This is a genomic window from Arthrobacter zhaoguopingii (assembly GCF_009828605.1).
GTDB classification, from domain to species: domain Bacteria; phylum Actinomycetota; class Actinomycetes; order Actinomycetales; family Micrococcaceae; genus Arthrobacter_D; species Arthrobacter_D zhaoguopingii.
The window spans coordinates 188,870-212,759 of sequence record NZ_WIAE01000007.1 but is presented as its reverse complement, the minus strand read 5'-3'; the positions used below and the strand labels follow the sequence as shown (position 1 = coordinate 212,759).

Annotated in this window: 21 protein-coding genes and 1 tRNA gene; 16 read left to right on the top strand and 6 right to left on the bottom strand. The window is 70.3% G+C overall.

Translation table 11 applies throughout. The features are described 5' to 3' along the window. Positions 1-36: 36 nt before the first annotated feature. Positions 37-1,014: a helix-turn-helix transcriptional regulator gene (locus GVV77_RS11765; RefSeq protein WP_159618540.1), complete on the bottom strand. Its 978-nt coding sequence runs from the start codon at positions 1,012-1,014 to the stop codon at positions 37-39. 111 nt (positions 1,015-1,125) lie between these two features. On the opposite strand from GVV77_RS11765, the gene GVV77_RS11760 reads away from it, so the two are divergent. Both GVV77_RS11760 and GVV77_RS11755 read left to right on the top strand, forming a co-directional pair. Next, entirely contained in the window at positions 1,126-1,755 is a 630-nt protein-coding gene (locus tag GVV77_RS11760; protein WP_159618538.1) for a DJ-1/PfpI family protein, read from the top strand. Then, complete coding sequence (locus GVV77_RS11755; protein WP_159618536.1) at positions 1,752-2,312, top strand: DinB family protein; 561 nt, start codon at positions 1,752-1,754, stop codon at positions 2,310-2,312. The genes GVV77_RS11760 and GVV77_RS11755 overlap by 4 nt, the downstream gene beginning before the upstream one ends. Positions 2,313-2,393: 81 nt before the next feature. Here the strand turns inward: GVV77_RS11755 and GVV77_RS11750 are convergent. The 4 genes from GVV77_RS11750 to GVV77_RS11735 form a co-directional block, all read right to left on the bottom strand. Further along, positions 2,394-2,469 (bottom strand) — tRNA-Arg (locus tag GVV77_RS11750). A gap of 107 nt (positions 2,470-2,576) precedes the next feature. Then, the gene (locus tag GVV77_RS11745) at positions 2,577-4,094 is read right to left on the bottom strand and encodes an FAD-dependent oxidoreductase (RefSeq protein WP_159618534.1); all 1,518 of its coding nucleotides are present in this window, start codon (positions 4,092-4,094) and stop codon (positions 2,577-2,579) included. Next, a complete protein-coding gene (locus GVV77_RS11740) occupies positions 4,091-4,960 on the bottom strand; it encodes an FAD:protein FMN transferase (RefSeq protein ID WP_159618532.1) in 870 nt (289 codons plus the stop codon). Before GVV77_RS11740 ends, GVV77_RS11745 begins: the two co-directional genes overlap by 4 nt. Before the next feature lie 3 nt (positions 4,961-4,963). Further along, positions 4,964-5,512: a hypothetical protein gene (locus GVV77_RS11735; RefSeq protein ID WP_246199775.1), complete on the bottom strand. Its 549-nt coding sequence runs from the start codon at positions 5,510-5,512 to the stop codon at positions 4,964-4,966. Between the two features lie 238 nt (positions 5,513-5,750). On the opposite strand from GVV77_RS11735, the gene argS reads away from it, so the two are divergent. The 10 genes from argS to GVV77_RS11685 all read left to right on the top strand — a co-directional run bounded on the left by argS (position 5,751) and on the right by GVV77_RS11685 (position 18,844). Next, on the top strand, positions 5,751-7,400 hold the full coding sequence (argS, locus tag GVV77_RS11730) for an arginine--tRNA ligase (protein WP_159618530.1): 1,650 nt from the start codon (positions 5,751-5,753) through the stop codon (positions 7,398-7,400). 2 nt (positions 7,401-7,402) lie between these two features. Then, positions 7,403-8,887, top strand: a complete 1,485-nt coding sequence (gene lysA / locus GVV77_RS11725; RefSeq protein WP_159618528.1) for a diaminopimelate decarboxylase — start codon at positions 7,403-7,405, stop codon at positions 8,885-8,887. After that, a complete protein-coding gene (locus GVV77_RS11720; RefSeq protein ID WP_159618526.1) occupies positions 8,884-10,212 on the top strand; it encodes a homoserine dehydrogenase in 1,329 nt (442 codons plus the stop codon). Before lysA ends, GVV77_RS11720 begins: the two co-directional genes overlap by 4 nt. Then, positions 10,213-11,334 carry a threonine synthase gene (gene thrC, locus GVV77_RS11715; RefSeq protein WP_159618524.1) on the top strand — a complete coding sequence of 374 codons (1,122 nt, stop codon included), beginning with the start codon at positions 10,213-10,215 and terminating at the stop codon, positions 11,332-11,334. Then, entirely contained in the window at positions 11,327-12,301 is a 975-nt protein-coding gene (thrB, locus tag GVV77_RS11710; RefSeq protein ID WP_159618522.1) for a homoserine kinase, read from the top strand. The genes thrC and thrB overlap by 8 nt, the downstream gene beginning before the upstream one ends. A gap of 294 nt (positions 12,302-12,595) precedes the next feature. Further along, positions 12,596-14,692 carry a transcription termination factor Rho gene (gene rho / locus GVV77_RS11705; protein WP_159618520.1) on the top strand — a complete coding sequence of 699 codons (2,097 nt, stop codon included), beginning with the start codon at positions 12,596-12,598 and terminating at the stop codon, positions 14,690-14,692. A gap of 181 nt (positions 14,693-14,873) precedes the next feature. Next, entirely contained in the window at positions 14,874-15,953 is a 1,080-nt protein-coding gene (prfA, locus tag GVV77_RS11700) for a peptide chain release factor 1 (RefSeq protein ID WP_159618518.1), read from the top strand. Positions 15,954-15,957: 4 nt separating this feature from the next. Beyond that, positions 15,958-16,959, top strand: a complete 1,002-nt coding sequence (prmC, locus tag GVV77_RS11695) for a peptide chain release factor N(5)-glutamine methyltransferase (protein WP_159618516.1) — start codon at positions 15,958-15,960, stop codon at positions 16,957-16,959. Next, complete coding sequence (locus tag GVV77_RS11690; protein ID WP_159618514.1) at positions 16,956-17,864, top strand: glycosyltransferase; 909 nt, start codon at positions 16,956-16,958, stop codon at positions 17,862-17,864. Before prmC ends, GVV77_RS11690 begins: the two co-directional genes overlap by 4 nt. Before the next feature lie 95 nt (positions 17,865-17,959). Then, on the top strand, positions 17,960-18,844 hold the full coding sequence (locus GVV77_RS11685) for an L-threonylcarbamoyladenylate synthase (RefSeq protein WP_159618512.1): 885 nt from the start codon (positions 17,960-17,962) through the stop codon (positions 18,842-18,844). Positions 18,845-18,849: 5 nt separating this feature from the next. Here GVV77_RS11685 and GVV77_RS11680 read toward each other — a convergent pair whose 3' ends face one another. Then, complete coding sequence (locus GVV77_RS11680) at positions 18,850-19,836, bottom strand: glycosyltransferase (RefSeq protein ID WP_159618510.1); 987 nt, start codon at positions 19,834-19,836, stop codon at positions 18,850-18,852. Positions 19,837-20,005: 169 nt separating this feature from the next. Between GVV77_RS11680 and GVV77_RS11675 the strand changes: the two genes are divergently transcribed. The 4 genes from GVV77_RS11675 (at position 20,006) to GVV77_RS18340 (ending at position 23,807) form a co-directional block, all read left to right on the top strand. Continuing rightward, positions 20,006-21,871 carry a polysaccharide biosynthesis protein gene (locus GVV77_RS11675; protein WP_159618508.1) on the top strand — a complete coding sequence of 622 codons (1,866 nt, stop codon included), beginning with the start codon at positions 20,006-20,008 and terminating at the stop codon, positions 21,869-21,871. Beyond that, a complete protein-coding gene (locus tag GVV77_RS11670) occupies positions 21,868-22,887 on the top strand; it encodes an MraY family glycosyltransferase (RefSeq protein WP_246199774.1) in 1,020 nt (339 codons plus the stop codon). The genes GVV77_RS11675 and GVV77_RS11670 overlap by 4 nt, the downstream gene beginning before the upstream one ends. 142 nt (positions 22,888-23,029) lie before the next feature. Further along, entirely contained in the window at positions 23,030-23,509 is a 480-nt protein-coding gene (locus GVV77_RS11665) for a Cg1360 family ATP-synthase-associated protein (RefSeq protein ID WP_159618504.1), read from the top strand. Further along, entirely contained in the window at positions 23,499-23,807 is a 309-nt protein-coding gene (locus GVV77_RS18340) for a hypothetical protein (protein WP_246199773.1), read from the top strand. The genes GVV77_RS11665 and GVV77_RS18340 overlap by 11 nt, the downstream gene beginning before the upstream one ends. The last annotated feature ends 83 nt before the right edge of the window (positions 23,808-23,890 follow it).

Below are 23,890 nucleotides of genomic sequence, written 5' to 3'. Positions count from 1 at the left end.
CCGGGATCCCCTCGGCGCACCTGCCCGCTGAGCGCGTCAGCGGGCGTACCCGGTTCCGGCCCGGCCGGCGGCCCGCCGCAGGCGCCCCGCGAGCTCGGCGGCCCGCTCCCTCATGGCCTCGGGCTCCAGAATCTCGAACTCAACGTCGAGGGAGGCCAGCTGCATCAGCGGGTAGTCGAGCGAATCAAAGCCCGCCCGCAGGATCGTAGCGTCGGGGCCGTCGCTGGTCAGCTCGGCGATCTCCGCGGGAATCCGCTGTTCGATCTCCCGGATCCCCGCCGAGAGGCGGATGACGGCGTCGTAGCTGTAGGGGGAGCGGGTGATGGACTTCTGCACGTACCGGGCCAGGTCCGCCGCGGGCAGCGGCCGGGCCGTGAACCGCGCGCGGGGGGAGGGGATGCTCCGGCAGCGGTCCACCCGGAACGTGCGCCAGTCCTCCCGGACGGTGTCCCACGCCACCAGGTACCAGCGCCGCCCGGTGTCCACGAGCCGGTACGGTTCGACGAGGCGGCGGGAGGACTCGCCGTCGTGCCGCTCATAGCGGAAGGCCACGATACGGCGCTCGGTGATTGCGGCCGACAGTGCTGTCAGGACCGCAGGATCGACCGGGGTGCTGGGCGCGGCCATGCGGGTCACCGCCGACCGCAGCCCCGAGAACCGGGGCCGCAGCCGCGCGGGCAGCACCTGCTCCAGTTTGGTGAGCGCCCGCACCGAGGCTTCCCCGACGCCGGCCACGGGGCTGGCGGTGACGGCGGTCAGGCCGATTGCCACGGCGAGGGCCTCGTCGTCATCGAGCAGCAGCGGCGGAAGCTGCGCCCCGGCACCGAGCTGGTAGCCGCCGGCGATGCCGGGGGACGCCGAAATGGGGTAGCCCAAAGTGCGCAGCTTGCCGATGTCCCGGCGCACCGTCCGCTCGGTCACCTCCATGCGCTGGGCAAGGGCGGGGCCCGTCCACTCCCTGCGCATCTGCAGGAGGGAGAGCAGGTGGAGGAGGCGGGCCGAGGTTTCCAGCATGAACCCAAACTACCTCGGACCGAGGACAAAACCTGTCCTCATCGATTCCTAGGCTGGGGGGAGAATTCAACCGGTGGCCTGCGCCGCAGGCCCACGATCTCAGGAGACGCCATGGGCACGCCATTGAATGTTCTGCTGTACCTTCCCGAGGGGATGGCCGACTGGGAGGTCGGCTATGCGTCCGCCGAACTCTCCGGCGGTCAGTTCCTGCGCCCGGAGCGGCAGGTGTTCCTCTCCACCGCCTCGGCCGGCGGCGGCCCGATCCGCACCATGGGCGGCATGACGGTGGTTCCGGACACGGCGCTCGCCGACACCGCCGGCGAGCAGATCGACGCGCTGATCCTGCCCGGCGGGACGAGCTGGGACTCCGCCGCCAATGTGGAGGTGCTTGACCTCGCGTCCCAGCTGAAGGACCGGGGCGCCCCCGTAGCGGCCATCTGCGGCGCCGTCGACGCGCTGGCCGGTGCGGGGCTGCTCAACGATGTCGCGCACACCGGGAACAGCGCCGACTCCCTCGCAGCCCACGAGGGCTACTCGGGGTCCGCCCTGTACCGGGAGGAGCTCACCGTGAGCGATCGCCGGGTCGTTACCGCGGGGTCCTGGGCGCCCGTGGAGTTCGCCGCCGAAATCTTCCGAACGCTCGACGTCATGGACCAGGAGACCCTCGGAAGCTGGCTGCTGTTCTGGGGTAAGCGCGATGTGCGCGGGATCTACCAGCTGATGGAGGCGCAGGCCGAATGAGCACCGCTGGAGAACTCGCCGAACAGCTCTCCTGGCACTGGGAGCACCAGGCACGGCCCCGGCTCGAGGGGCTGACCGACGCCGAATACTTCTGGGAACCGGTGCCCGGCTGCTGGAGCCTACGTCCGCGGGAGGAGGCACGCGCGCCGGTCGCGGCCGGAACGGGGCGGTTCGTCCTCGAGTTCGCCATTCCGGAGCCCGATCCCGCCCCGTTCACCACCATCGCCTGGCGGCTGTGCCACCTGATCGTGGGTGTGCTGGGGGAGCGGGTCGGCTCGCATTTCGGCGGCGAACCGATCACCTACCGCGGCTTCGAATACCCGGAGACGGCCGGCGCCGCCCTGGCGCGCCTCGACGGGCTCTACGGGCAGTGGACCCGTGCCGTGTCGGTCCTGAGCGGGGAGCAACTCGCCCGCCCGGTCGGCCCCGCCGAGGGCCCGTTCGCCGAGTACCCGATGTCGGCCCTGGTGCTCCACATCAACCGGGAGATGATCCACCACCTCGCGGAGGTCGCCCTGCTGCGCGACCTGTACCGGGACGGTCCCGCGAAGGGGTAAGGGCGCGCACCGGAGGCAAAGCAAAGCGCCGCCGTCCCGAAGGACGGCGGCGCCGGGATGCCGGTTGTTCCACCCGGCCGGTGGTGCCCTCGATAGGATTCGAACCTACGACCTTCTGCTCCGGAGGCAGACGCTCTATCCCCTGAGCTACGAAGGCATGGGACGGTTTTTCTCCGTCTCCGTAAGGGACTTAATGAGCTTAGCAGGTGCACTCGGCGGAGTGGAAACGCGCGGTTCCCCGGCCAACGTCATGGCCAGCTACAGCTAGTAGCCGAGGAACGCGTCGGTGGTGACCCTGCCTCCGCCGGCCTTCCGCACGGCGGCGCGAAGGTGCGAAATGATCAGCGGCGAGCCTGAGACGTAGACCCGCCGGGAGGGCAGATCGGGCACCTCGGCGGACAGCTGGTCCGCGCTCGGGTAGCCCGCCCCGGCGTAGCGCCAGCGCGGGGGCAGGTGAACGCCGTCGTCAGCCGGGTCGTGCGGGGCGAAGAGGACGACGGGCGTGCCGAGCTCCGCGAGCTCCTCCCGGTAGGCAATCTCCTCAGTGGACCGCACCGCGTACACCAGCACGGCGTCGCGGTCCTGGCCGCGCCGGGCCACGTCGCGGAGCTGGCTGATGAACGGGGTGATGCCGATCCCGCCGGCCGCGAGCAGCAGCGGAACTGACGGGTCCTTCGGCAGCCGGAAGTCCCCGCCGACCAGGGTGCCCGTCACCACGGCGCCGGACTTCAGGCCCAGCAGCGCCTTCTTGAAGCTGCTTCCCGGTTCGCTCACGCGCAGCCCGAAGCTGAGGGTGTCCCGGTCCTGCGGGGCGGAGGTGATACTGAAGACCCGCCGGGACCCGCGCCCGTCGGTGCGTTCGTGCGGCAGGTTCAGCTCCATGTACTGGCCCGCCTCGAACCGCACCGGATGGGACGGAGCAAACACCAGCTCCGAACTCGTCGGGGTGAGGTCCCGGCGGGCGGTGAACCTCAGCCGGACGCTGCGCCGCTGGCCCATCAGGAAAGCGACGGCGTTGCCGATGACGAGCGCGAACTCCGGTCCGAGGAACACCGGGCCGAGCGAGGGCTGGGCGGCGAAGACGACGGCGACGACGGCGGCGGTGACGAACTGCTGCCAGCGCAGCGGCGGCAGGGTGAGCGGTTCGGTCAGCATGAACCCGATGAGGAAGAGCACCGGGTAGGACACCAGGACCAGCTGGCCCGCGGCCAGCGGCGCAAGCCCGCCCGAGGCCAGGCCCGCGACGAGGATGCCGGTGCTCAGCGCCACAAAGACGGCGCCCATGACGAGCTTGCGCGTCCGGTACAGCAGCACGAGGGTACCGAACAGGACGAAGGGGAGCAGGTACGGGTTGGCCACCCACCAGCCGGCGGCTGAGAGTCCAAGCAGCGTCGCGACGACGGCGCCGGCGGCCGCCGGGTTGAAAATGTGGCGGCCACGCACCGCGAGGAGGAACTTCGAGGCCGCCGCGGCGAGCCCGGCGGCGGCGATGCCGCCGAGCCCGGGCCCGTCCAGGGTGGGAAACATGATGAAGAACAGGATGAAGCCGGTGATCAGCGCCGACTCATTGTGCGGCCGCATCCGCAGGATCATCGCCATGATCCGGGTGCCGCCCCAGGTGGAGACCAGGGCGGTGGCAAGGGTGGCGGTGAGCTCCGAGGGGCGGAAGGCGAGCAGGCCCGCGGCCGAGAACCCCAGCGAGACCGCGGTGAGCAGGATCAGGAGGGAAAGGGTCAGCCGGTACATCGAGATCCGGCCCAGCAGCTGGTCGATACCGCTCATGGGGTGAACAGTGCTCCGTTCAGGGTCGGGGAAAAGCGGGAGTGCCCGTCGGAGAACACCTGCACGAAGTCGAAGGCAAACTCCTCGCCCAGCACTTCGGGCTCGGCGAAGAACAACGCCGTGGCCAGGGCGTCGGCGGTCATGGTGTCCGCCGCGAGGACCCAGGTCGCCACCACTGTCGAGACGCTGGTGCCGGTGCGGGCGTCGACCACGTGGTGGAGGCCATCGCCCCAGGCCCTGCGGTTCGAGGCGGAGGCGCACAGCGCCCGGCCGTGAAGCTGCACGGTGCCGATTGCGCGCGTCGGATCATAGGGGTGTTCGAGCCCCACGGTGAGGGCCGTGGTGCCCGAGTGGAGCATATCGCCGCTGGCGTCGACGAGGAATTCGGTCTGCCCCGCGTCGGCGAGCAGACCGCCCACGAGGTCGACGAGCTGGCCCTTTCCGGCGGCGCCGACGTCGAGGGTGACCGGCCCGGAGGCCGTGACGACCGTGCCCTCCCAGTCGAGCGCCGCATCCCAGGCCCGGGCCGGGGCGGGTGGCCCCTTGGGCGTGAAGCTGTAGTGAGCGTCGTAGCCCTGGTGCTCAAGGACGGACCCGACCAGCGGAGACATCGAGCCGTCCGTGAGCCGGTACAGCCTCCGGTACAGCCGGCCCAGGGAGGCGCCGTGTGCGGGAAGCTCGAGCCGCCCGCCGCCGTGGGCGAGGGCGGCCGCCGCGGAGTCGGGGCGGAAGCGCGAATACAGGGCGTCGTAGTCCTCAATGAGGCCGGCGATGGCGGTACGGACCCCGGGCTCCAACGGAGCGGCGGTGTCGATCTGCCAGCGGGTCCCGATGGCCTCGAAGATGAAGCTGCCCCCGACCGCCATCGACTAGAGCTGAGCTTCGCTCTTGATGAGGTCCGTCGCCTCGGCGAAGCCACCGCTGGTCAGGGAGGACCCGGCCACCTTGTCCACCTTCAGCTCGTCGAGCTTCTTGCCGACAATCTCCTCCTGGATGCCGCCGCTGAAGCGCTCCTGGTACAGCTTGGCTGTGGGGTTGGACGGCATCGGCTCGGTGGTCACCGCCGTCACGACGTCCTTCTCGAGGGTCAGGGTCACCCCGATCTCCTCGGTGCCGCCGGGGGAGACGTAGGAGCCGACCTGCGTGAACTCGCCGTCCTCGTATGTCTGGTCGGACGCGGCGGGGCCCGCTTCGGTCGGCCCGGCGCTGGCCGGGGCCTCGGGTGCCGCGCTGCTGGCCGGTGCCTCGGCCGGGGCGCTGCTCGCGCCCTCCCCTGCGGGTTCCGAGCCCGGCGATGGGGCCGTTCCGGCGCAGCCCGCGACACCCAGGAGCGACGCCGCCGCCAGTGCGTGGAGCACGCGCTTCCCGGTGATGCTGCGGGTGCGGGTGTCGGCGGATCCGGCTTCGAGGTCTTTCACGGCGGTTATCTCCTTGACGGTAGGGCCCGGGAATCGCCCGGCTGCTTGCGCCGGGCGGACACTGGTGACTCAACAATTGTGCAGCAGCCCGGCAGGAACAACCCGGCAGGAACAACCCGGCTGCCCTGTATTCGTTCCCGGCGGAGGCCCGGATGGCGTCCGGGACCCCTTCCGTGCCCCGGCTGTCCCACCCGTCACACAAAACGGCAGCCGCGGCGTGCGCCGTTATGCTGGACGGGTGACTCCTGAAGAACTCTCCTCCGCTATTTCCGCCTGCCTGAAGACCGCCGTCGCCGACGGGGAGTTCGACATCGAGCTCCCGGCGGAAGTGCGCGTCGAGCGGCCGAAGAACCGCGAGCACGGGGACTGGGCCACGAACATCGCCCTTCAGCTGTCCAAGAAGGCCGGCATGAATCCCCGCGAGTTCGCCGGGATCCTCAAGAACCGCCTCGAGGCGATCGACGGCGTCGCCTCGGTGGACATCGCCGGACCGGGCTTCCTCAACATCACCCTCGACGCCGGAGCCGCCGGCGAACTCGCCCGCACCATCGTCGAGGCGGGCACCGCCTACGGAACGAACACCACCCTTGCCGGCCGCAGGATCAACCTCGAGTTCGTCTCGGCCAACCCGACCGGCCCCATCCACATCGGCGGCACCCGCTGGGCGGCCGTTGGCGACGCGCTCGCGCGCATCCTGCAGTCGCAGGGCGCCGACGTCACCCGCGAGTACTACTTCAACGACCACGGGGCACAGATCGACCGTTTCGCCCGCTCCCTCTACGCCAGCGCCCTGGGCCAGCCGGCACCCGAGGACGGTTACGGCGGGGACTACATCGTCGACATCGCCAACCGGGTGCTCGCGAAGGATCCCTCGATCCCCTCGCTGGACGAGGCCGACGCGCTCGAGCAGTTCCGCGCCATCGGCGTTGACCTCATGTTCGGCGACATCAAAAAATCACTCCACGAGTTCGGCGTCGACTTCGACGTCTACTTCCACGAGCACTCCCTCTTCGAGAACAACTTCGTCGAAGGCCTGCTCGAGCAGCTCAAGGGTTCAGGCAACCTCTTCTTCGAGGACGGCGCCTGGTGGCTGAAGTCGACCGACTTCGGCGACGACCGCGACCGTGTGGTCATCCGCTCCGACGGCACGCCCGCTTACATCGCCGGCGACATCGGCTACATGGTGAACAAGCGCCAGCGCGGGTTCGACCTGAACATCATCATGCTCGGCGCCGACCACCACGGCTACGTGGCCCGGCTCAAGGCCGCCGCCGCGGCGCTGGGCGACGACCCCGACACGATCGAGGTGATGATCGGCCAGCTCGTGAACCTGGTGAAGGACGGCACGCCCGTCCGGATGTCCAAGCGTGCGGGAACCGTCGTCAGCCTCGAGGACCTCGTCGAGGCGGTGGGCGTCGACGCCGCCCGCTACACCCTCGCGCGGTTCTCGGCGGACTCGAACATCGACATCGACCTGAACCTGCTGACCAAGCGCAGCAACGAGAACCCCGTCTTCTACGTCCAGTACGCCCACGCCCGCACCCACGCCGTTGAGCGCAACGCCGTGTCCGCCGGCGTCGACACCAGCAGCTTTGACGCCTCGACCCTGGGCCACCCCACCGAGGGCGAACTCCTCGCCGCACTCGGACAGTTCCCCGGCGTCGTGGCGCAGGCCGCGGCCTTCCGGGAGCCGCACCGGGTCGCCCGCCACCTCGAGGTCATCGCCGGCACCTACCACCGCTGGTACGACGCCTGCCGCATCGCGCCTATCGGCGGGGAGCCCGTCGAGGAGGTCCACCGCAGCCGGCTCTGGCTGAACAACGCCACCCAGCAGGTGCTCGCGAACGGACTGACGCTGCTCGGGGTCTCCGCCCCGGAAAGGATGTGAGCATGGCGGCCGGATCACCCCTCGCCCCGGACTGGCTCACCGTCCCCGCCGACCCCGCCGCGCTGGAGCGCAAACTGTGGGCCCGCGACGTGGCGCGCTCCGCCGACGGGGTGCTCGCCGTCGACGGCGTGTCCGTCGAGGAGCTTGCCGCCGAGTTCGGCACGCCGCTGTTCGTGGTCTCGGAGGCGGACTTCCGCGCCCGCGCCGGCGGCTTCCGCGACGCGTTCCGTGCCGCCTTCGCCACCATCGGCGGGGAAGTGGACGTCTACTACGCCGGCAAGTCCTTCCTCTGCTCGGAAATCGCCCACTGGGTATCCGAGGAGGGGCTGAACCTCGACACCTGCTCCGGCGGTGAGCTCGCCGTCGCCATGCGCGCCGGGCTGCCCGGGGACCGGCTGGGCCTTCATGGGAACAACAAGTCGGCAGCGGAGATCGGCCGGGCGCTGGACCTGGACCTTGGCCGGATCGTCGTCGACAGCCTTCAGGAGATCGCGATCGTCGGCGACCTGGCAGCGGCCCGCGGGGTGCGCGCCAACGTGCTGCTGCGCCTGACCCCGGGCGTCCACGCCTCCACCCACGAATTCATCGCCACCGCGCATGAGGACCAGAAGTTCGGCCTGTCCCTGGGCGCGGACCCGTTGGACCCCGAAGGCGCCTCCCCGGCTTCCCGCGCCGTCGACGCCGCGCTCGCGCACCCCGGACTGCGCCTGCTCGGGGTCCACTGCCACATCGGCTCGCAGATCTTCGAGGCCGAAGGCTTCGAACTCGCCGCCCGCCGCCTGCTCGGCTTCCTGGCCGCCGTCCGGGACCGGCACGGCGTCGAACTTCCCGAACTCGACCTCGGCGGCGGCTACGGCATCGCCTACACCGAGGCCGACGAGCCGCGCGGACCGGAGGAGATCGCCGGGGCGATGGCGGCCGTCGTCGGCTCCACCTGCACCGACCTCGGGCTCGCCGTCCCCCGGATTTCGATCGAGCCCGGGCGGGCCATCGTCGGCCCGTCGACCTTCACCCTCTACACCACCGGCACCACGAAGACGGTTCACGTCGACACCGTCCCGGTGGGGTCCGGGCAGCCGGCCACCGAGCCGCGGCGCTACGTCTCGGTCGACGGCGGAATGAGCGACAACGCCCGGCCCGTGCTCTACGACGCCGACTACTCCGCGGTGCTCGCCTCGCGCGTCTCCGGTGCCGACCCGGCGCTGTCCCGCGTCGTCGGCAAGCACTGCGAGAGCGGGGACATCGTGGTGCGCGATGTCTATCTTCCCGGCGACACCGCCGCGGGGGACCTGCTCGCCGTGCCCGGCACCGGTGCCTACTGCTGGGCGCTTTCGAGCAACTACAACTACCTCGGCCGCCCGCCGGTGGTGGCCGTCGCCGGCGGCACCGCCCGGCTGATCGTCCGCGGCGAGACCGAGGCGGACCTGCTGGCCCGCGACGTCCAGCGCGCCGCCACCCCGACCCCAGGAGCCCGATCCAGCGCATGAGTCTTTCCGAAGCCCCCGCCAACCCCCTGCGCGTCGCCCTGCTCGGCGCCGGAAACGTCGGCTCCCAGGTCGCCCGCATCCTCCTCGACGACGCCGCGGCGCTCGGCTCCCGCGCCGGCGCGCCCCTTGAGCTCGTCGGCATCGCCGTGCGCTCGCTCGAGGGCGACCGCGGCCCCGGCATCCCCCGCGCCCTGCTGACCACCGACGCGGAGTCGCTCGTCGAGGACGCCGACATCGTCATCGAACTGATGGGCGGCATCGAACCGGCCCGCTCGCTGATCCTTCGCGCCATCGAGCACGGAGCCACGGTGGTCAGCGGCAACAAGGCGCTGTTCGCCCAGGACGGCCCGGCCCTTTATGAGAAGGCCGATGCCGCCGGTGTGCAGCTCTCCTACGAGGCCGCCGTCGCCGGCGCGATCCCGATCCTGAGGCCCATCCGCGACAGTCTCTCGGGGGACCGCATCACCCGGGTGCTCGGCATCGTCAACGGCACCACGAACTACATCCTGGACCAGATGGACACCACCGGGGCGCAGTTCGCGGATGCCCTGCGTGCCGCGCAGGAGCTCGGCTACGCGGAGGCCGATCCCACCGCCGACGTCGAGGGGCACGACGCCGCGGCGAAGGCCGCAATCCTCGCCTCGCTGTCCTTCCACACGCGCTTCGCCCTGGAGAACGTGTACTGCGAGGGCATCACGCAGGTGACCGCCGACGACATCGCAGCGGCCAAGGCCGACGGGTACGTCATCAAGCTCCTGGCCATCGCGGAACTGCTGTCCGACGAGGCCGGCGACCCCGGGGTCAGCGTGCGGGTGCATCCGACGCTCCTGCCCCGGGACCACCCGCTGGCCGCGGTGCACGGAGCGTTCAACGCGGTGTTCGTCGAGGCCGAAAATGCCGGGGAACTGATGTTCTACGGCCAGGGCGCCGGCGGCACCCCCACCGCGTCGGCCGTGCTCGGCGACGTCGTGAGCGCCGCACGCCGCATGGTGCTCGGGGGCCCGGGCCGCACCGAGACCACCACCGGGCACGTCCCGGCGCTGAGCATCGACACCGTGAGCACCAGCTACTGCATCGGCCTCGACGTCGCCGACCAGCCGGGGGTGCTGGCCCGGATCGCGGCGATCTTCGCCGACAACGGCGTCTCGATCGAAACCATGAGGCAGAGCATCCACCAGCCGGACCCCGGCGCGGAGGGGACCGCGGAGCTGCGGATCGTGACCCACCGCGCCACCGAGGCCTCGCTCGCGGCGACCGTCAAGCAGGTCGCGGCGCTGCCCGTCATTCGTTCAGTGACATCCGTTCTTCGAGTAGAGGGAATCTAAGTGGCCCACCAGTGGCGCGGGGTAATCCGCGAATACGCCGACCGACTGCCCGTGACCGAGTCCACCGAAGTCGTCACACTCGGTGAGGGAGGCACCCCGCTCGTGCGCGCCCGGGCCCTCTCGGAGCTCACCGGGTCCGAGGTGTACCTCAAGGTCGAGGGGATGAACCCCACCGGCTCCTTCAAGGACCGCGGCATGACCATGGCAATGACCGCGGCTGTCGCCGCCGGCGCCAAGGCCGTCGTCTGCGCCTCCACCGGCAACACTTCGGCCTCTGCCGCGGCCTACGCCACCCAGGCCGGCATCACCTGCGCCGTCCTGGTGCCCGACGGGAAGATCTCGATGGGCAAGCTCAGCCAGGCCATCGCCCACGGTGCCCAGCTGCTGCAGGTCAACGGCAACTTCGACAACTGCCTCGATGTCGCCCGCAAGCTCGCCGAGGCCTACCCGGTGTTCCTCGTGAATTCGGTGAACCCGGCGCGGCTCGAGGGCCAGAAGACCGCCGCGTTCGAGGTCGTCGACAGCCTCGGGGACGCCCCTGACTACCACCTGCTTCCGGTCGGGAACGCGGGCAACATCAGCGCGTACTGGAAGGGCTACAAGGAATACGCGGCGCCCTATGCCACCGCGGAGGGAGAACTCGCCCCGGTGGCGACGAAGACCCCCGTGATGTGGGGCTTCCAGGCCGAGGGTGCCTCGCCGCTGGTGAAGGGCCACCCCGTCACCGAGCCCGACACCATCGCCACGGCCATCCGGATCGGCAACCCGGCCTCCTGGGACCTCGCGGTCGCCGCGCGCGACGAATCGGGCGGTCTGATCGAGGCCGTCAGCGACGACGAGATCCTCGAGGCGCACCGCTGGCTGTCCGCGCGCGAAGGCGTCTTCGTCGAACCGGCCTCCGCCGCCGGAGTGGCCGGGCTGCTGAAGAAGCACGGCCAGGGCCTCGCCCCCGTGGGCAAGACCATCGTCATCACCGTCACCGGCCACGGGCTGAAGGACCCCCAGTGGGCGCTGCGCACCGCCGACGGCTCCGACGTCGAGCCCACCAAGGTCGAGTTCGACGTCGTGAGCGTCGCGGCCGCCCTCGGGCTCGAAGAGACCGCGGACCGCGCACGTGCCTGAGGACGCCGTGCTCTCGGCCCCCGCACGCCTCGTCGACTCCGGCCAGGCCGTTCGGGTCACCGTGCCGGCCACGAGCGCGAACCTGGGCCCCGGGTTCGACAGCCTCGGGCTGGCCCTCGGCCTGTTCGATACGGTGCGCGTGCGCACCCTCGACTCCGGCACGACCGAGGTGCTCCCCACGGGGGAGGGCGCCGGGGACCTGCCCACCGACGGCTCGCACCTCGTGGCCCGCGCCCTGCTCGGAACCCTCGCCAACGCCGGCTGGTCGGCGCCCGGGCTCGAGATTGAGACGGTCAACGTGATCCCCCACGGACGCGGACTGGGCTCCTCCGCCGCGGCCATCGTGTCGGGGGTGCTCGCCGCGAACGCGCTGCTGCCCCAGGCCCACCGGCTCGATGACGCGGCGGTGCTCCAGTGGTGTTCAACCCTTGAGGGCCACCCCGACAATGTCGCCCCGGCGCTGCTCGGCTCGCTGGCCATCTCCTGGGAGACCGGAAGGGCCTTCCAGAGCACCCGGGTGGAGGTCCACCCCGACATCATCCCCATCGCCGTCATTCCCGACACCGCCCTGTCCACCGAGAGCGCACGCGGGCTGCTGCCGACGTCGGTGCCGCACGGGAGTGCCTCGGCGAACGCCGGCCGCGCGGCGCTGCTCGTACATGCCCTGACCGTGAGGCCGGACCTGCTCCATCCCGGTACCCGCGATGCGCTGCACCAGGAGTACCGCGCCTCGGCCATGCTTCCGAGCGCGGCCCTGATGCAGTCACTGCGGGCGCAGGGGTTCGCTTCGGTGATTTCCGGTGCCGGGCCGACCGTCATGACCCTCGCCGTCGGCGAGGAGGAGGCAGCGCGGGCACTCGGGGCCGCCCGCGCCCTTGCCGCCGCGTCCGACACGCCGGGCGGCTGGCGGATTCTTCGGCTCGATGTTGCGCGGGAAGGTGCTAAAGTGGAAGTGCACCAAAGGTAGGAACCGTACTTACGGTTCTGAAGAGTGCCTCTGTTGAGCCGGCCGTCCTTGTCTTAGACCGCCGAGAAACTGCAGGTTTATCAGCAGTGGCGCAATCTCCGGTGTAGCCTCCGAAATCATCGTTGTGCGGCCAGGTCCGACCTGACGCGCAGAATTCCCCAGGCTTCCAGCACATGCGGCGAACCCGACCATAACGGGTCAGCCGAACACCTCCTGTCCATCTAGAGCGGCAGCGGGGCTAACCTACGCGGCACACTTCGAAAGTGGCCGCCCGACGAGGGGGAAGGATCCTTCGTGACTGATACCACTGACCTGTTGCCAGGTGTGGATACATCCAGCGCTGAACCAGTCAGCGCACCGGCTTCAAAGAGCAGCGGACTCGCAGGCCTGAAGCTGGCCCAGCTCCAGGCGCTTGCCGGACAGCTGGGAATCACCGGCGGCTCGCGGATGCGCAAGAGCGACCTGGTTTCCGCAATTTCAGACCACCAGCGCGGTTCCGCCGTTGCCGACCGCCAGCAGGCCCCGGCCGCGGACCGCCAGCAGGCCCCGGCCGCGGACCGCCAGCAGGCCCCGGCCGCGCGCCAGGACGCCGCCTCTGAGGCCGCCGACAGCACCGCCCCGGCCGAGCGCGCCCCGCGCACCCGCAACCGCAACCGCCGCGCCGGAAGCGACGGCGTCGTCACCGCCCAGGGCACCCCTGAGGCAGCTTCCGACACCGCTGTCGAGACCGCCGCCGCCGAAGCCCCCGCCGAGACCGCAGACCGCGGCAACGGCGACCGCGAAGGCTCGGGACGCAACCAGCGCAACCGGCGCGGACGCCGGGGCGATGACCGCGGCGAGGTCTCGACCACCGAGGGCGCCGACGCCGAGGAGACCCGCACCGCCGGCGATTCCGGCAACGCGCAGCAGGGCGAGGGCCGTGACCGCAACGAGCGCCGCAGCCGCAACCGGGGCGAGCGCGATGACGACACCCGCGGTGAGCGCAACGGGGACAGCAGGAGCGACAATCGGGCCGACACCCGGAACGACAACCGGTCTGATTCCCGGAACGACAACCGGGCCGACCGCGGCGGGGACAGCCAGGACGAGGGCCGTGGCCGCAACCGCCGCAACCGCACCGGGCGCAACTCCCGCGACGAAGAGCGCACCAGCAGGTTCCGCGACCGCAACGAGCGCAGCGACCGCCGCCGCGGCCGCAACGCCAATCCGGACGTCGACGACGTCGAGGTCACCGAGGACGACGTGCTGCTGCCCGTCGCTGGCGTGCTCGACATCCTGGAGAACTACGCCTTCGTGCGCACCTCCGGCTACCTGCCGGGCCCGAACGACGTCTATGTCTCCCTGGCCCAGGTCAAGAAGTACAACCTCCGCAAGGGCGACGCCGTTGTCGGCGCCATCCGCGCACCCCGCGACGGCGAGACCCAGGCCAGCACCCGCCAGAAGTTCAACGCCCTGGTGCGCGTGACCTCGGTCAACGCCATCCCGGCCGAAGACCTTCGGGACCGGGTGGAGTTCGCCAAACTGGTGCCCCTCTACCCGTCCGAGCGGCTGCGCCTGGAGACCGAGCCCAAGAAGATCGGTCCGCGTGTGATCGACCTCGTGGCTCCCATCGGCAAGGGCCAGCGTGGTCTGATCGTGTCCCCGCCCAAGGCCGGTAAGACGCTGATCCTGCAGGCCATCGCCAATGCGATCACCATCAACAACCCTGAGGTCCACCTCATGATGGTCCTCGTCGACGAACGTCCCGAAGAAGTCACGGACATGCAGCGCACCGTCAAGGGCGAGGTCATCGCCTCGACCTTCGACCGTCCCGCCGACGACCACACCACCGTGGCCGAACTTTCCATCGAACGCGCTAAGCGCCTCGTGGAGATGGGCAAGGACGTCGTCGTCCTCCTCGACTCGATGACCCGCCTGGGACGCGCCTACAACCTGGCCGCTCCGGCCTCGGGCCGCATCCTCTCCGGTGGCGTCGACTCGGCGGCGCTGTACCCGCCGAAGCGCTTCTTCGGTGCGGCGCGCAACATCGAGAACGGCGGTTCGCTGACCATCCTCGCCACCGCGCTGGTGGAGACCGGATCCAAGATGGACGAGGTCATTTTCGAGGAGTTCAAGGGCACCGGCAACATGGAGCTCCGCCTGTCGCGCCACCTGGCCGACAAGCGCATCTTCCCGGCCGTTGACGTCAACGCCTCCGGCACCCGGCGCGAGGAGAACCTCCTGTCGCCGGACGAGGTCAAGATCATGTGGAAGCTCCGCCGGGTGCTCTCCGGGCTCGAGCAGCAGCAGGCACTCGAGCTGCTGACCAACAAGATCCGGGAGACGCAGTCCAACGTCGAGTTCCTGATGCAGGTCCAGAAGACCACCCTGGGGTCCAAAGACTCGGATTAGCGTCCGTCCAGCCGCCTCCGGGCGTGCAGGCCACTTTCGTGGTCAGCACGCCCCGGGGCGGCTGTTTCGTTAACGGCGTCGAGGGCGCAGCAGATACAAACCCCGCGGGGGTGCCCCTGCGATTTCTGCGTCTTCGAGTAATCACTAGACTGGCTTGCACGAGCCGAAAGAGGTAGCACCAATGTTTGAGTCCATCCAGGGCCTGCTAGACGAGCACGCGGAACTTCAGCTTCAGCTGTCCGACCCCGCGGTCCATGCCGACCAGTCGCTGGCACGGAAACTCGGACGCCGGTACGCCGAGCTCGGCCGCATCGTCGACGCGCACAACCGCTGGAGCGCCCTCGAGGACGACCACGAGGCGGCCCGTGAGATGGCGGGGGAGGACCCCGAGCTCGCCGCCGAGGTGCCCGTGCTCGAGGAGCAGCTGGCGGCAGCGCAGGAACGCCTGCGCCGCCTGCTGATCCCCCGCGACCCCAACGACAGCCGCAACGTCATCATCGAGGTCAAGGGCGGCGAGGGCGGCGACGAGGCGGCACTGTTCGCCGGGGACCTGCTGCGCATGTACGTCCGGTACGCCGAATCCCGCGGCTGGAAGACCGAGCTGATCTCCGCCACCGAGTCCGACCTCGGCGGCTACAAGGATGTGCAGATGGCCATCAAGGGCAGCTCCAACGACCCCGCGGAGGGCGTGTACGCACGCCTGAAGTTCGAAGGCGGCGTCCACCGCGTGCAGCGCGTTCCGGTCACCGAGTCCCAGGGCCGCATCCACACCTCCGCCGCCGGCGTCCTCGTCCTGCCCGAGGTCGACGAGCCCGAAGAGGTCGAGATCAGCCAGAACGACCTGAAGATCGACGTGTACCGCTCCTCCGGCCCGGGCGGCCAGTCGGTCAACACCACCGATTCCGCGGTGCGCATCACCCACCTTCCCACCGGGATCGTGGTGGCCATGCAGAACGAGAAGTCCCAGCTGCAGAACCGCGAGGCTGCCATGCGCGTGCTTCGCTCGCGCATCCTCGCGCACGAGCAGGAGAAGATCGACGCGGCGAACTCCGACATCCGCAAGTCGCAGATCCGCACCATGGACCGCTCCGAGCGCATCCGCACCTACAACTACCCCGAGAACCGGATCGCCGACCACCGCACCGGGTACAAGGCCTACAACCTGGACGCCGTCATGAACGGCGACCTCGAGCCGGTGGTGCAGTCCGCCATCGAGATGGACGAGCAGGCCCGCCTGGACGCCATCGGCACGGACGACTGATCCGGTGGATCCCGACACGCCGCTGAGCGACGGGCTGCGCGCCGCAGCGGCCACGCTGGCCGCGGCGGGGGTGCCCAGCCCCCGCGTCGACGCCGAACTGCTGGCGGCGCACCTGCTGGGTGTGGGCGTCGGACGGGTCCGCGCCCTGGCGCTGACCGGCGCAACCATCCCCGCAGGCTTCGCCGGGCTCGTCGCCGAGCGGGCCCAGCGGATCCCGCTGCAGCACCTGACCGGGACTGCCTACTTCCGACACGTCGAACTGGCCGTGGGACCCGGGGTGTTCATCCCGCGGCCTGAAACCGAGTCGGTGGTGCAGCTGGTGGTCGACCATGCGGCGGGCCTCGCCGCCGGACTTCCCGCCTCACCCACCGACCGCACCGCCGGGGACGCGCCGGGTGCCGCGGCGGGGGAGCGGCCGGCCCTGAAGATCGTCGATCTGGGAACGGGCTCCGGCGCCATCGCCGCCGCCCTCGCCGACGAGGTCCCGGGTGCGCAGATTTACGCCGTGGAACTCAGCGAACTCGCCGCCGCCTGGGCCGAGGTCAACCTCCTCCCGCGCGGAGTGAGGCTGGTCCGCGGCGACCTCGTGACGGCGCTTCCCGAGCACGACGGCAGCTTCGACATCGTCGTGTCGAACCCTCCCTACATTCCCGCCGCCGCCACTCCCCATGAACCCGAGGTGGCCCTCCACGATCCGCCCGAGGCCCTGTACGGCGGGGGAGAGGACGGCATGGTGCTCCCCACGGCGGCGGCGGCCTCAGCGGCGCGGCTGCTGAAGCCCGGCGGCTTCTTCGTGATGGAGCACGCCGAAGTGCAGGCCGAAGCCATCGCGGCGATGCTCCGGCGGGCCGGCACCTTCTCGGACGTCACCACCCACCTCGACCTCAACGGCAGGCAGCGGGCCACCAGCGCCGTGCAGGTTCAGCCCGGACAGACCCTTTACCCCGCCCGACCCGCCGGCACCTCCGCGGCGGCAGGCCTCCCCGACCCAAGGACGAATGCATGACCAACGTAGCCGTAGCGGCCGTCACCTTTGACCGCCACGAGGAACTCGGGCTGCTGCTCAAGGGCCTCGCCCAGCAGAGCGTTCCCGTTTCCTCGGTCGCCCTCGTCGATTCGGGCACGCGCCCGGCGGCCGACGTCGTTGCCGCAGCGGACGGCAACATCAACTACCTCCGTTCGGAGGCAAACCTGGGTGGAGCCGGGGGCTTCGCCTACGCCATCCTCGCCGCGCTGGCCAGCGGCGCCGACTGGATCTGGCTGATGGACGACGACGGGCACCCTGAGGACGCCCGCTGCCTCGAGGTCCTCCTCGAAGCCGCGGAGGAGCACGGGCTCGACATCGTCAGCCCCCTCGTGGTCGCCACCGAGGACCCGAACCGGCTCTCGTTCAACTTCCGCATCAACGGTCTGCTGACCAACGACCGCACCCGGCTCGAACCGCTGGGGTACCTGCCGGACATGCTTCACTTCTTCAATGGGGCGCTGATCCGCCGGGAGGTCTTCCACACCGTGGGCCTGCCGGACCTGAAGTTCTTCATCCGCGGAGACGAGGTGGACTTCCTCGCGAAGGTCCGGAAGGCCGGCCTGAAATACGGGACGGTGGCGACCGTCGCGGTGCGCCACCCCGCGTCCTGGGCCGAGATGAAGCCCATCTTCCGCGGTTTCATCACCCCGGTCATCCCCGAGGGCGACTTCAAGCGGTACTGCTACTTCCGCAACCGCGGCTACCTCACCCGCCGCTACCGCAACCTGCGCTGGTTCGCCGCGGATATCGTCGGCTTCCCGTACTACTTCCTCTCGGTCCGGGACGGCGGAGGCCTGGTGCGCTGGGCCCGGGCCTATTCGGCCGGCTTCCGCGGCAGGGGCTTCGGGGCGCCGGAGGAGCTGATGAAGAGCACAGCCCGCTGAAGTCCCCGGCCGGTGGGCCCGTGCGCCCGCCGCATGCATAGCCCGCTGGAATTGACCCGCGCTGGTAAAGACCTGCGCAGTGAAAGAATGGTCTTGTGACAACAACCTACGACTGCACCGATCCCGCCCAGCGCGGCGAGGGACTCGCCGCCGCCCAGCGGGCCCTTGCCTCCCAGCAGTGCGTGGTCCTGCCGACGGACACGGTGTACGGAATCGCGGCCGACGCCTTTTCGCCCCGTGCGGTTGCCGCCCTGCTCGCCGCGAAGGGGCGGGGACGAAACATGCCGCCCCCGGTGCTGATTCCCCGGCCGCAGACGATGGAGGGCCTCGCCACGGGAATCCACCCCGACGCCCGTGCCCTGGCCGAGGCGTTCTGGCCCGGCGGGCTGACGCTCATCCTCCACGCCCAGCCCTCGCTCACCTGGGACCTCGGAGAAACCCTCGGCACCGTTGCCCTGCGGATGCCCGACGACCGGGTGGCGCTTGACCTGCTGACGCTCACCGGCCCGCTCGCCGTCTCCTCGGCCAACCGCACCGGACAGCCCGCCGCGCGGACCGCGGCCGAGGCCCTCGAGCAGCTCGACGGCACGGTGGCCGTCTACCTCGAGGACGGCCCGCGCCCTCAGGACGCCGTGGGCTCAACGATCGTCGACGCCACCGCCGGGGTGCTGCGGGTCGTCCGCCAGGGCACGCTGTCCCTTGAGCGGCTGCGCGAGGTGGTGCCCTCGATCGTGGGGGCCGACGGGCAGGCACCCGATCCGGCCGGCGGAGCTGCCCCCGCGTCAGGCGCGCACGCCGCAGGAGCAGACGTACCGGCGGTGGAAGCAGACGTGCCAGCCGGGGGAGCAGACGTACCCGCGGTGGAAGCAGACGTACCCGCCGTGGGAGCAGACGTGCCAGCCGGGGGAGCAGCCGCAGACGCCGCGCCGTCCGGGGAGCCCGGCCGGGGCCCGGTGCAGCACCAGCCGGACCGGGGCTGATCAGCTCAGCGGGCCGCCCCGGTCAGTGGGGGCATCGGCTGCCAGTCCGGGTCCCGGCGGATCTTCCGCCCTTCCCGCCAGCCGCGGGCCAGGGCGGGAAGTCCGCTCACCGAGCGTTCGACGGCCACCAGGCGCAGCACTTCCTTGCCCGCCGTGAGCAGGGTGCCGAGGGCGAAGCCCGCAGGGACGTAGCGCCCCCGGGTGCGCAGGTACTGGGCGACCAGGCCGCGGTTGCGCATCGCGTAGAACCTGCTGAGGTCGCTCGAATCGTTGAGGTGCCGGATCCCCAGGTTGATCTGGCGCTGGGGGCGGGCCTTGGAGAGCACGTATGCGTCGACGTAGGCCACCTCGTGGGTCTGGGAGATGAGCCACCCGTAGGTTGAGTCATCGCCGCCGAGGAAGAACCGGGCGTCGGGCAGCCCCACCTCGCGGACAACGCTTGAGTGCACAAGCATCCCCTCGAAGCAGCCGACGTTCGTGCGGAAGACGGGGGAGTCCCGGAAGACATCTCCGGGCACCGGCAGGTGGATCCCGAGGAAGTCGACGAACCGGTGCTGCCAGAAGAACGGCCGCCCGGCGGCGTCCCAGCGGCGGCCGTGGAGGCACTTGTACTGCTCGGTGAACGGGGCGAGGGCCGCCAGGGCGCCGGGCACCGCGGTGACGTCGTCGTCCATGATCCACAGCCAGTCGGCTCCCTCGGCCAGCGCCCGCTCCATGCCGGCCGCGAATCCGCCGGCACCGCCGGTGTTGGTGGGGAGCCGGTGGTGATGCACCGGGAAGGGTGTCTGCGCCGCAGCCTCGGCGATGATCCCGGGCGTGTCGTCGGTGCTGGCGTTGTCGACGACGACCACAGCGGTGGGCGCGGGACGAAGCGCCCGAACCGAGTCCAGCAGGCCGCGGAGGTAGTCCGAGCGGTTGTAGGTGGTGATCACGAGCATCAGGTTCTGCCCCTGCAGCGCACCGGGTGCAGCGGCGGCCTCGATGTCGTTCAAGCTGTTCCTTCCGGACCCGCGGCGCGCGCCCGGCAAGGGGCGTGCGGAGGTTGTGCGGCTAGTATTCTCGGGTAGAACGAGTCTATTACACCGCCACAGGCCGCCGGCCGGGCCTGCCGACGCGGTAGCGCGTCGGCGCTGAACCTTCTGCACGACGTTGTTAGGAACCATGAGACGAACCGACGGCACCAGTGAATCCAGGGGCCCGGGCACCGAGCCCGGACGGCCAAGGACGGACAAGCCCGCGCTCTGGCTCTGGTCCCAGTACCTGCTCGACGCCGCCGCCTGGGTTGTCGCGATCCTCCTCGCCCTGGTCCTGCGGTACGAGCTGATCGTCAACGACATCAATGCCGGGGGTGTCGTGGTCTTCTGCGCCGTCGCGGTCGTGGCGCAGCTCTTCGTGGGCCTCAGCTTCGCCCTGTACCGCGGGCGGTACAGTTTCGGCAGCTTCCACGAGGCGAAACTGCTGGTGATCGTCACGGTGATCGTGTCGGTGCTGCTGGTGCTCGTCAGCGTCGCCTTCTTCACGGTCATCGAGATCCCCCGCAGCATCGGCATCATCGCGTTCCCGTTCGCGTGCATCTTCCTTGCCTCGACGCGCTACCTCAAGCGCATGTACGTGGAAAGCAAGGCCCGGCCAGGGGAAAACGCCCAGCGCACCTTGATCTACGGTGCCGGGTTCCTCGGCAACTCGCTGGTCTCGCGCATGATGCAGGACCCCGAGTCGCCCTACTTTCCGGTCGGGCTGATTGACGACGACCCGGCCAAGAAGCACCTGCGGCTCGCCACGGTGCCCGTGCTCGGCCGGCTCGATGACCTCCCCGAGGTGGTCGCCCGCACCCGGCCCTCGGTGCTGGTGATCGCGTTCTCCGACGTCGAGGCCGCCACGGTGCGCAGAGTCTCGGACCTGGTCGCCGGGCTGAACATCAAGGTGCTCGTGCTGCCGCCGCTGCGCGAGATGCTCGACGCCGGCTCCGGGCTTTCCGATTTCCGCGAGGTGGCCGTGGAGGACCTCATCGGACGCCGCCCGGTGGACATCCACGCCGACGAGGTCTCCGGCTACATCACCGGACGGCGGGTGCTGGTCACCGGCGCCGGTGGCTCGATCGGCTCCGAGCTGTGCCGCCAGCTGGCCGGCTTCCACCCCGCCGAACTGATCATGCTCGACCGCGACGAGACCGGCCTGCAGACCACCCAGATCTCCCTGACGGGACGGGGCCTGCTCACCGGTCGGGACACGGTGCTCGCGGACATCAGGGACGCCGACACGCTGCTCAATATCTTCGAGGACCGCCGCCCTGAGGTCGTCTTCCACGCCGCGGCGCTCAAGCACGTCTCGCTGCTTGAGCAGTACCCCGAGGAGGCGTGGAAGACGAACGTGCAGGGCACGGTGAACGTGCTGCGGGCCGCGGCCGCGGCGGGCGTCACCAACTTCGTCAATATCTCCACCGACAAGGCCGCCGACCCCACCTCGGTCCTTGGGCACTCCAAGCGGGTGGCCGAGAAGGTCACCGCGTGGCACGCGGCGAGCACAGGACAGAAATACGTGTCGGTGCGCTTCGGCAATGTGATCGGCAGCCGGGGTTCTATGCTTCCCCTGTTCACCGAGCAGATCCGCAGCGGCGGACCCGTTACTGTCACCGACCCGGAGGTGACCCGGTTCTTCATGACGATCCCCGAGGCCTGCCAGCTCGTGGTGCAGGCCGGAGCCATCGGCCGCGGCGGCGAGGTGCTCATCCTCGACATGGGGGAGCCGGTGAAGATCCTCGATGTCGCCCAGCGCATGATCGCCATGTCCGGCAAGGAGGTCCCGATCGTCTTCACCGGACTGCGGCCGGGGGAGAAGCTGCACGAGGACCTCGTCGGAATCGACGAGAACGACTCGCGCCCGCTGCACCCGAAGATCTCGCACACTCCGGTCGCCCCGCTGGACCCGGCACGGCTCGACCTGCAGGAATGGAGGAGCCGCGGCTCCTTCACCGCGGTGGCGCAGGCCGGCTTCCCGAAGACCCCCGAGGGCAGGGCGCTCTCGTGAGCGTCCTGCTGCTCCTCGTCGCCGGCGCGGCCTTCGCCGTCAGCGCCGTGCTTCCCTTCGCGGTGAAGCCCCTCCTGGGGCGGCTGGGGGTCCTCGACGTGCCCAACGACCGCTCCTCGCACACCACCGTGGTGATCCGCGGGATGGGCATCGCCGTCGCCGGCGGAATCACCGTGGGCCTGGTGCTCGCCCTGCTCACCGGTCTCGTCGCAGTCGACCGGTCGCTGGTCCTGATCATCCTGGCCATGCTCGGCGCGGCCGCCGTGCTGGGCTGGATCGAGGACCTGCGCGGGGTCTCAATCCTCACCCGCGCCGGCCTTCAGCTGCTCATCGGCGCGCTCGGAACCGCGGCACTGGCCGCCGCCATCGGCCAGAGCTACTGGTGGGTGCCCGTCGGCGCCGTGGCCGTGGCGGCCTACATCAATGCGGCGAACTTCATGGACGGCATCAACGGTATCTCCGGCATGCACGGGGCCGTCGTCGGCATCTTCTACGCTATCGGGGGAGTCCTGAGCGGCCAGCAGTGGCTTACCGTGACCGGCCTCGTCATCGCGATGGCGTTCCTCGCCTTCCTGCCATGGAACCTCGGCCGCGGCTTCGTCTTCCTCGGCGACGTCGGAAGCTACCTGCTCGGCGCCTCGATCGCGGCCACGGCCATCACCGGGCTGCTCGCAGGGGTGTACCTCGAGTACCTGCTCTCCCCGGTGCTCATCTACCTCGCCGATACCTTCACCACCTTTCTGCGCCGCGCCCGCCGCGGGGAGCGCCTCTACGCCTCCCACCGCTCCCATGTGTACCAGCGGCTGACCGACACGGGCCTGGGCCACGTGCAGGTGGCCCTGCTGGTCACGCTCTGCTCGGCGCTGACCGGCGCCGCGGGATTTGCCGTCGCGACCGCCCAGGCGCCGGTGGCGGTGGCAGGCTCGCTGTTCGCCGCGGCCGTCGTCGCCCTCTACGTGAACTCGCCGCGGATGTTCGCCGCCGGCGCGGCCCGCCGGGTGCGCCGCACCGCCTAGGGCTCCGGCGCGGCCCGCCCGCAGCAGCAGGCGAATTCTATCTGCTGTAGAATAGAAAGGCCTGCGGGAGCGCCGGCCGCTGCCTCGGCCGCGGCCCAGCGGGGCCCGCACCCCACCACCTCCCCTCCACGGACGGAATGCATTGAGTACATCGGACGCCCCGGGTGTCAACGGGAGCCCGGCACCGCCCGGTGTTTCCGGCCCCACGGCCTCGCCGTGGCTGGACATCCTCAGGAAGTGCCTGCTCGCCACCGGCGCCGCCGCACTCCTGCTGTGCGCCGCGGCCGGCCTGATCGCCGGAGGCGGGGGAGCGCTCAGCGCCGCCTTCGGCTACGCCGTCGTCGCCCTGTTCTTCGGTATCAGCCTCCTCATCGGCCACTTCGCGGGCAAGACCAACCCGTCGGGCGCCCTCGGGCTCTTCGCCGTGACCTACGCGATCAAGGTCGTGGGGTTCGCCGCGGTCCTGTTTGTGCTGGGCACCCCGCCGTGGCTCGAGAGCGCCTGGTTCTTCAGCGCCGCCGTCGGCACCGTCGTCCTCTGGCAGGTCGTCGAGGTCCTCGTCTTCTCGAAGGCGCGCCATCAGCTCTACAACGACGATTCGGAGGCCGGCCGTGAGCCGTAAACCAGGGCCCGCAGCGGGCCGAGGGCAGGACGATCGGGGCCGGTACGGCGAGGGCGGTTACAACGCTGGAATCGCCGTGTTCAGCTACATCGCTGGCGGGATCCTGGTCTGGAGTTTGATAGGGTGGGGGCTGGATAATCTTCTGGGAACACGTTGGATAGTGCTCGCAGGGGCTCTCTTGGGTGCCGGGGGCGGTTTCTACCTCTCCCACATGCACAACCTCACCCGATCGCAACTCTCTGATTCCGGCAGCGCGCCGCAGGGCCGCCGCGAGCCTCCAGAGATCAGCCCGAAGTGATGCCTAAAAACTTAATCAGCCGGAGCAGTGTCGCTGTCGCCGGTGGAATCATGCCCAACGATGGACACTGCAGAGAGGAAACG

Excerpts from the sequence above, each read along its gene's own strand:
- GVV77_RS11765 (WP_159618540.1), bottom strand. The coding sequence starts at position 1,014 with ATGCTGGAAACCTCGGCCCGCCTCCTCCACCTGCTCTCCCTCCTGCAG.
- GVV77_RS11760 (WP_159618538.1), top strand. The coding sequence starts at position 1,126 with ATGGGCACGCCATTGAATGTTCTGCTGTACCTTCCCGAGGGGATGGCC.
- GVV77_RS11755 (WP_159618536.1), top strand. The coding sequence starts at position 1,752 with ATGAGCACCGCTGGAGAACTCGCCGAACAGCTCTCCTGGCACTGGGAG.
- GVV77_RS11745 (WP_159618534.1), bottom strand. The coding sequence starts at position 4,094 with ATGAGCGGTATCGACCAGCTGCTGGGCCGGATCTCGATGTACCGGCTG.
- GVV77_RS11740 (WP_159618532.1), bottom strand. The coding sequence starts at position 4,960 with ATGGCGGTCGGGGGCAGCTTCATCTTCGAGGCCATCGGGACCCGCTGG.
- lysA (WP_159618528.1), top strand. The coding sequence starts at position 7,403 with ATGGCGGCCGGATCACCCCTCGCCCCGGACTGGCTCACCGTCCCCGCC.
- GVV77_RS11720 (WP_159618526.1), top strand. The coding sequence starts at position 8,884 with ATGAGTCTTTCCGAAGCCCCCGCCAACCCCCTGCGCGTCGCCCTGCTC.
- prfA (WP_159618518.1), top strand. The coding sequence starts at position 14,874 with ATGTTTGAGTCCATCCAGGGCCTGCTAGACGAGCACGCGGAACTTCAG.
- GVV77_RS11690 (WP_159618514.1), top strand. The coding sequence starts at position 16,956 with ATGACCAACGTAGCCGTAGCGGCCGTCACCTTTGACCGCCACGAGGAA.
- GVV77_RS11675 (WP_159618508.1), top strand. The coding sequence starts at position 20,006 with ATGAGACGAACCGACGGCACCAGTGAATCCAGGGGCCCGGGCACCGAG.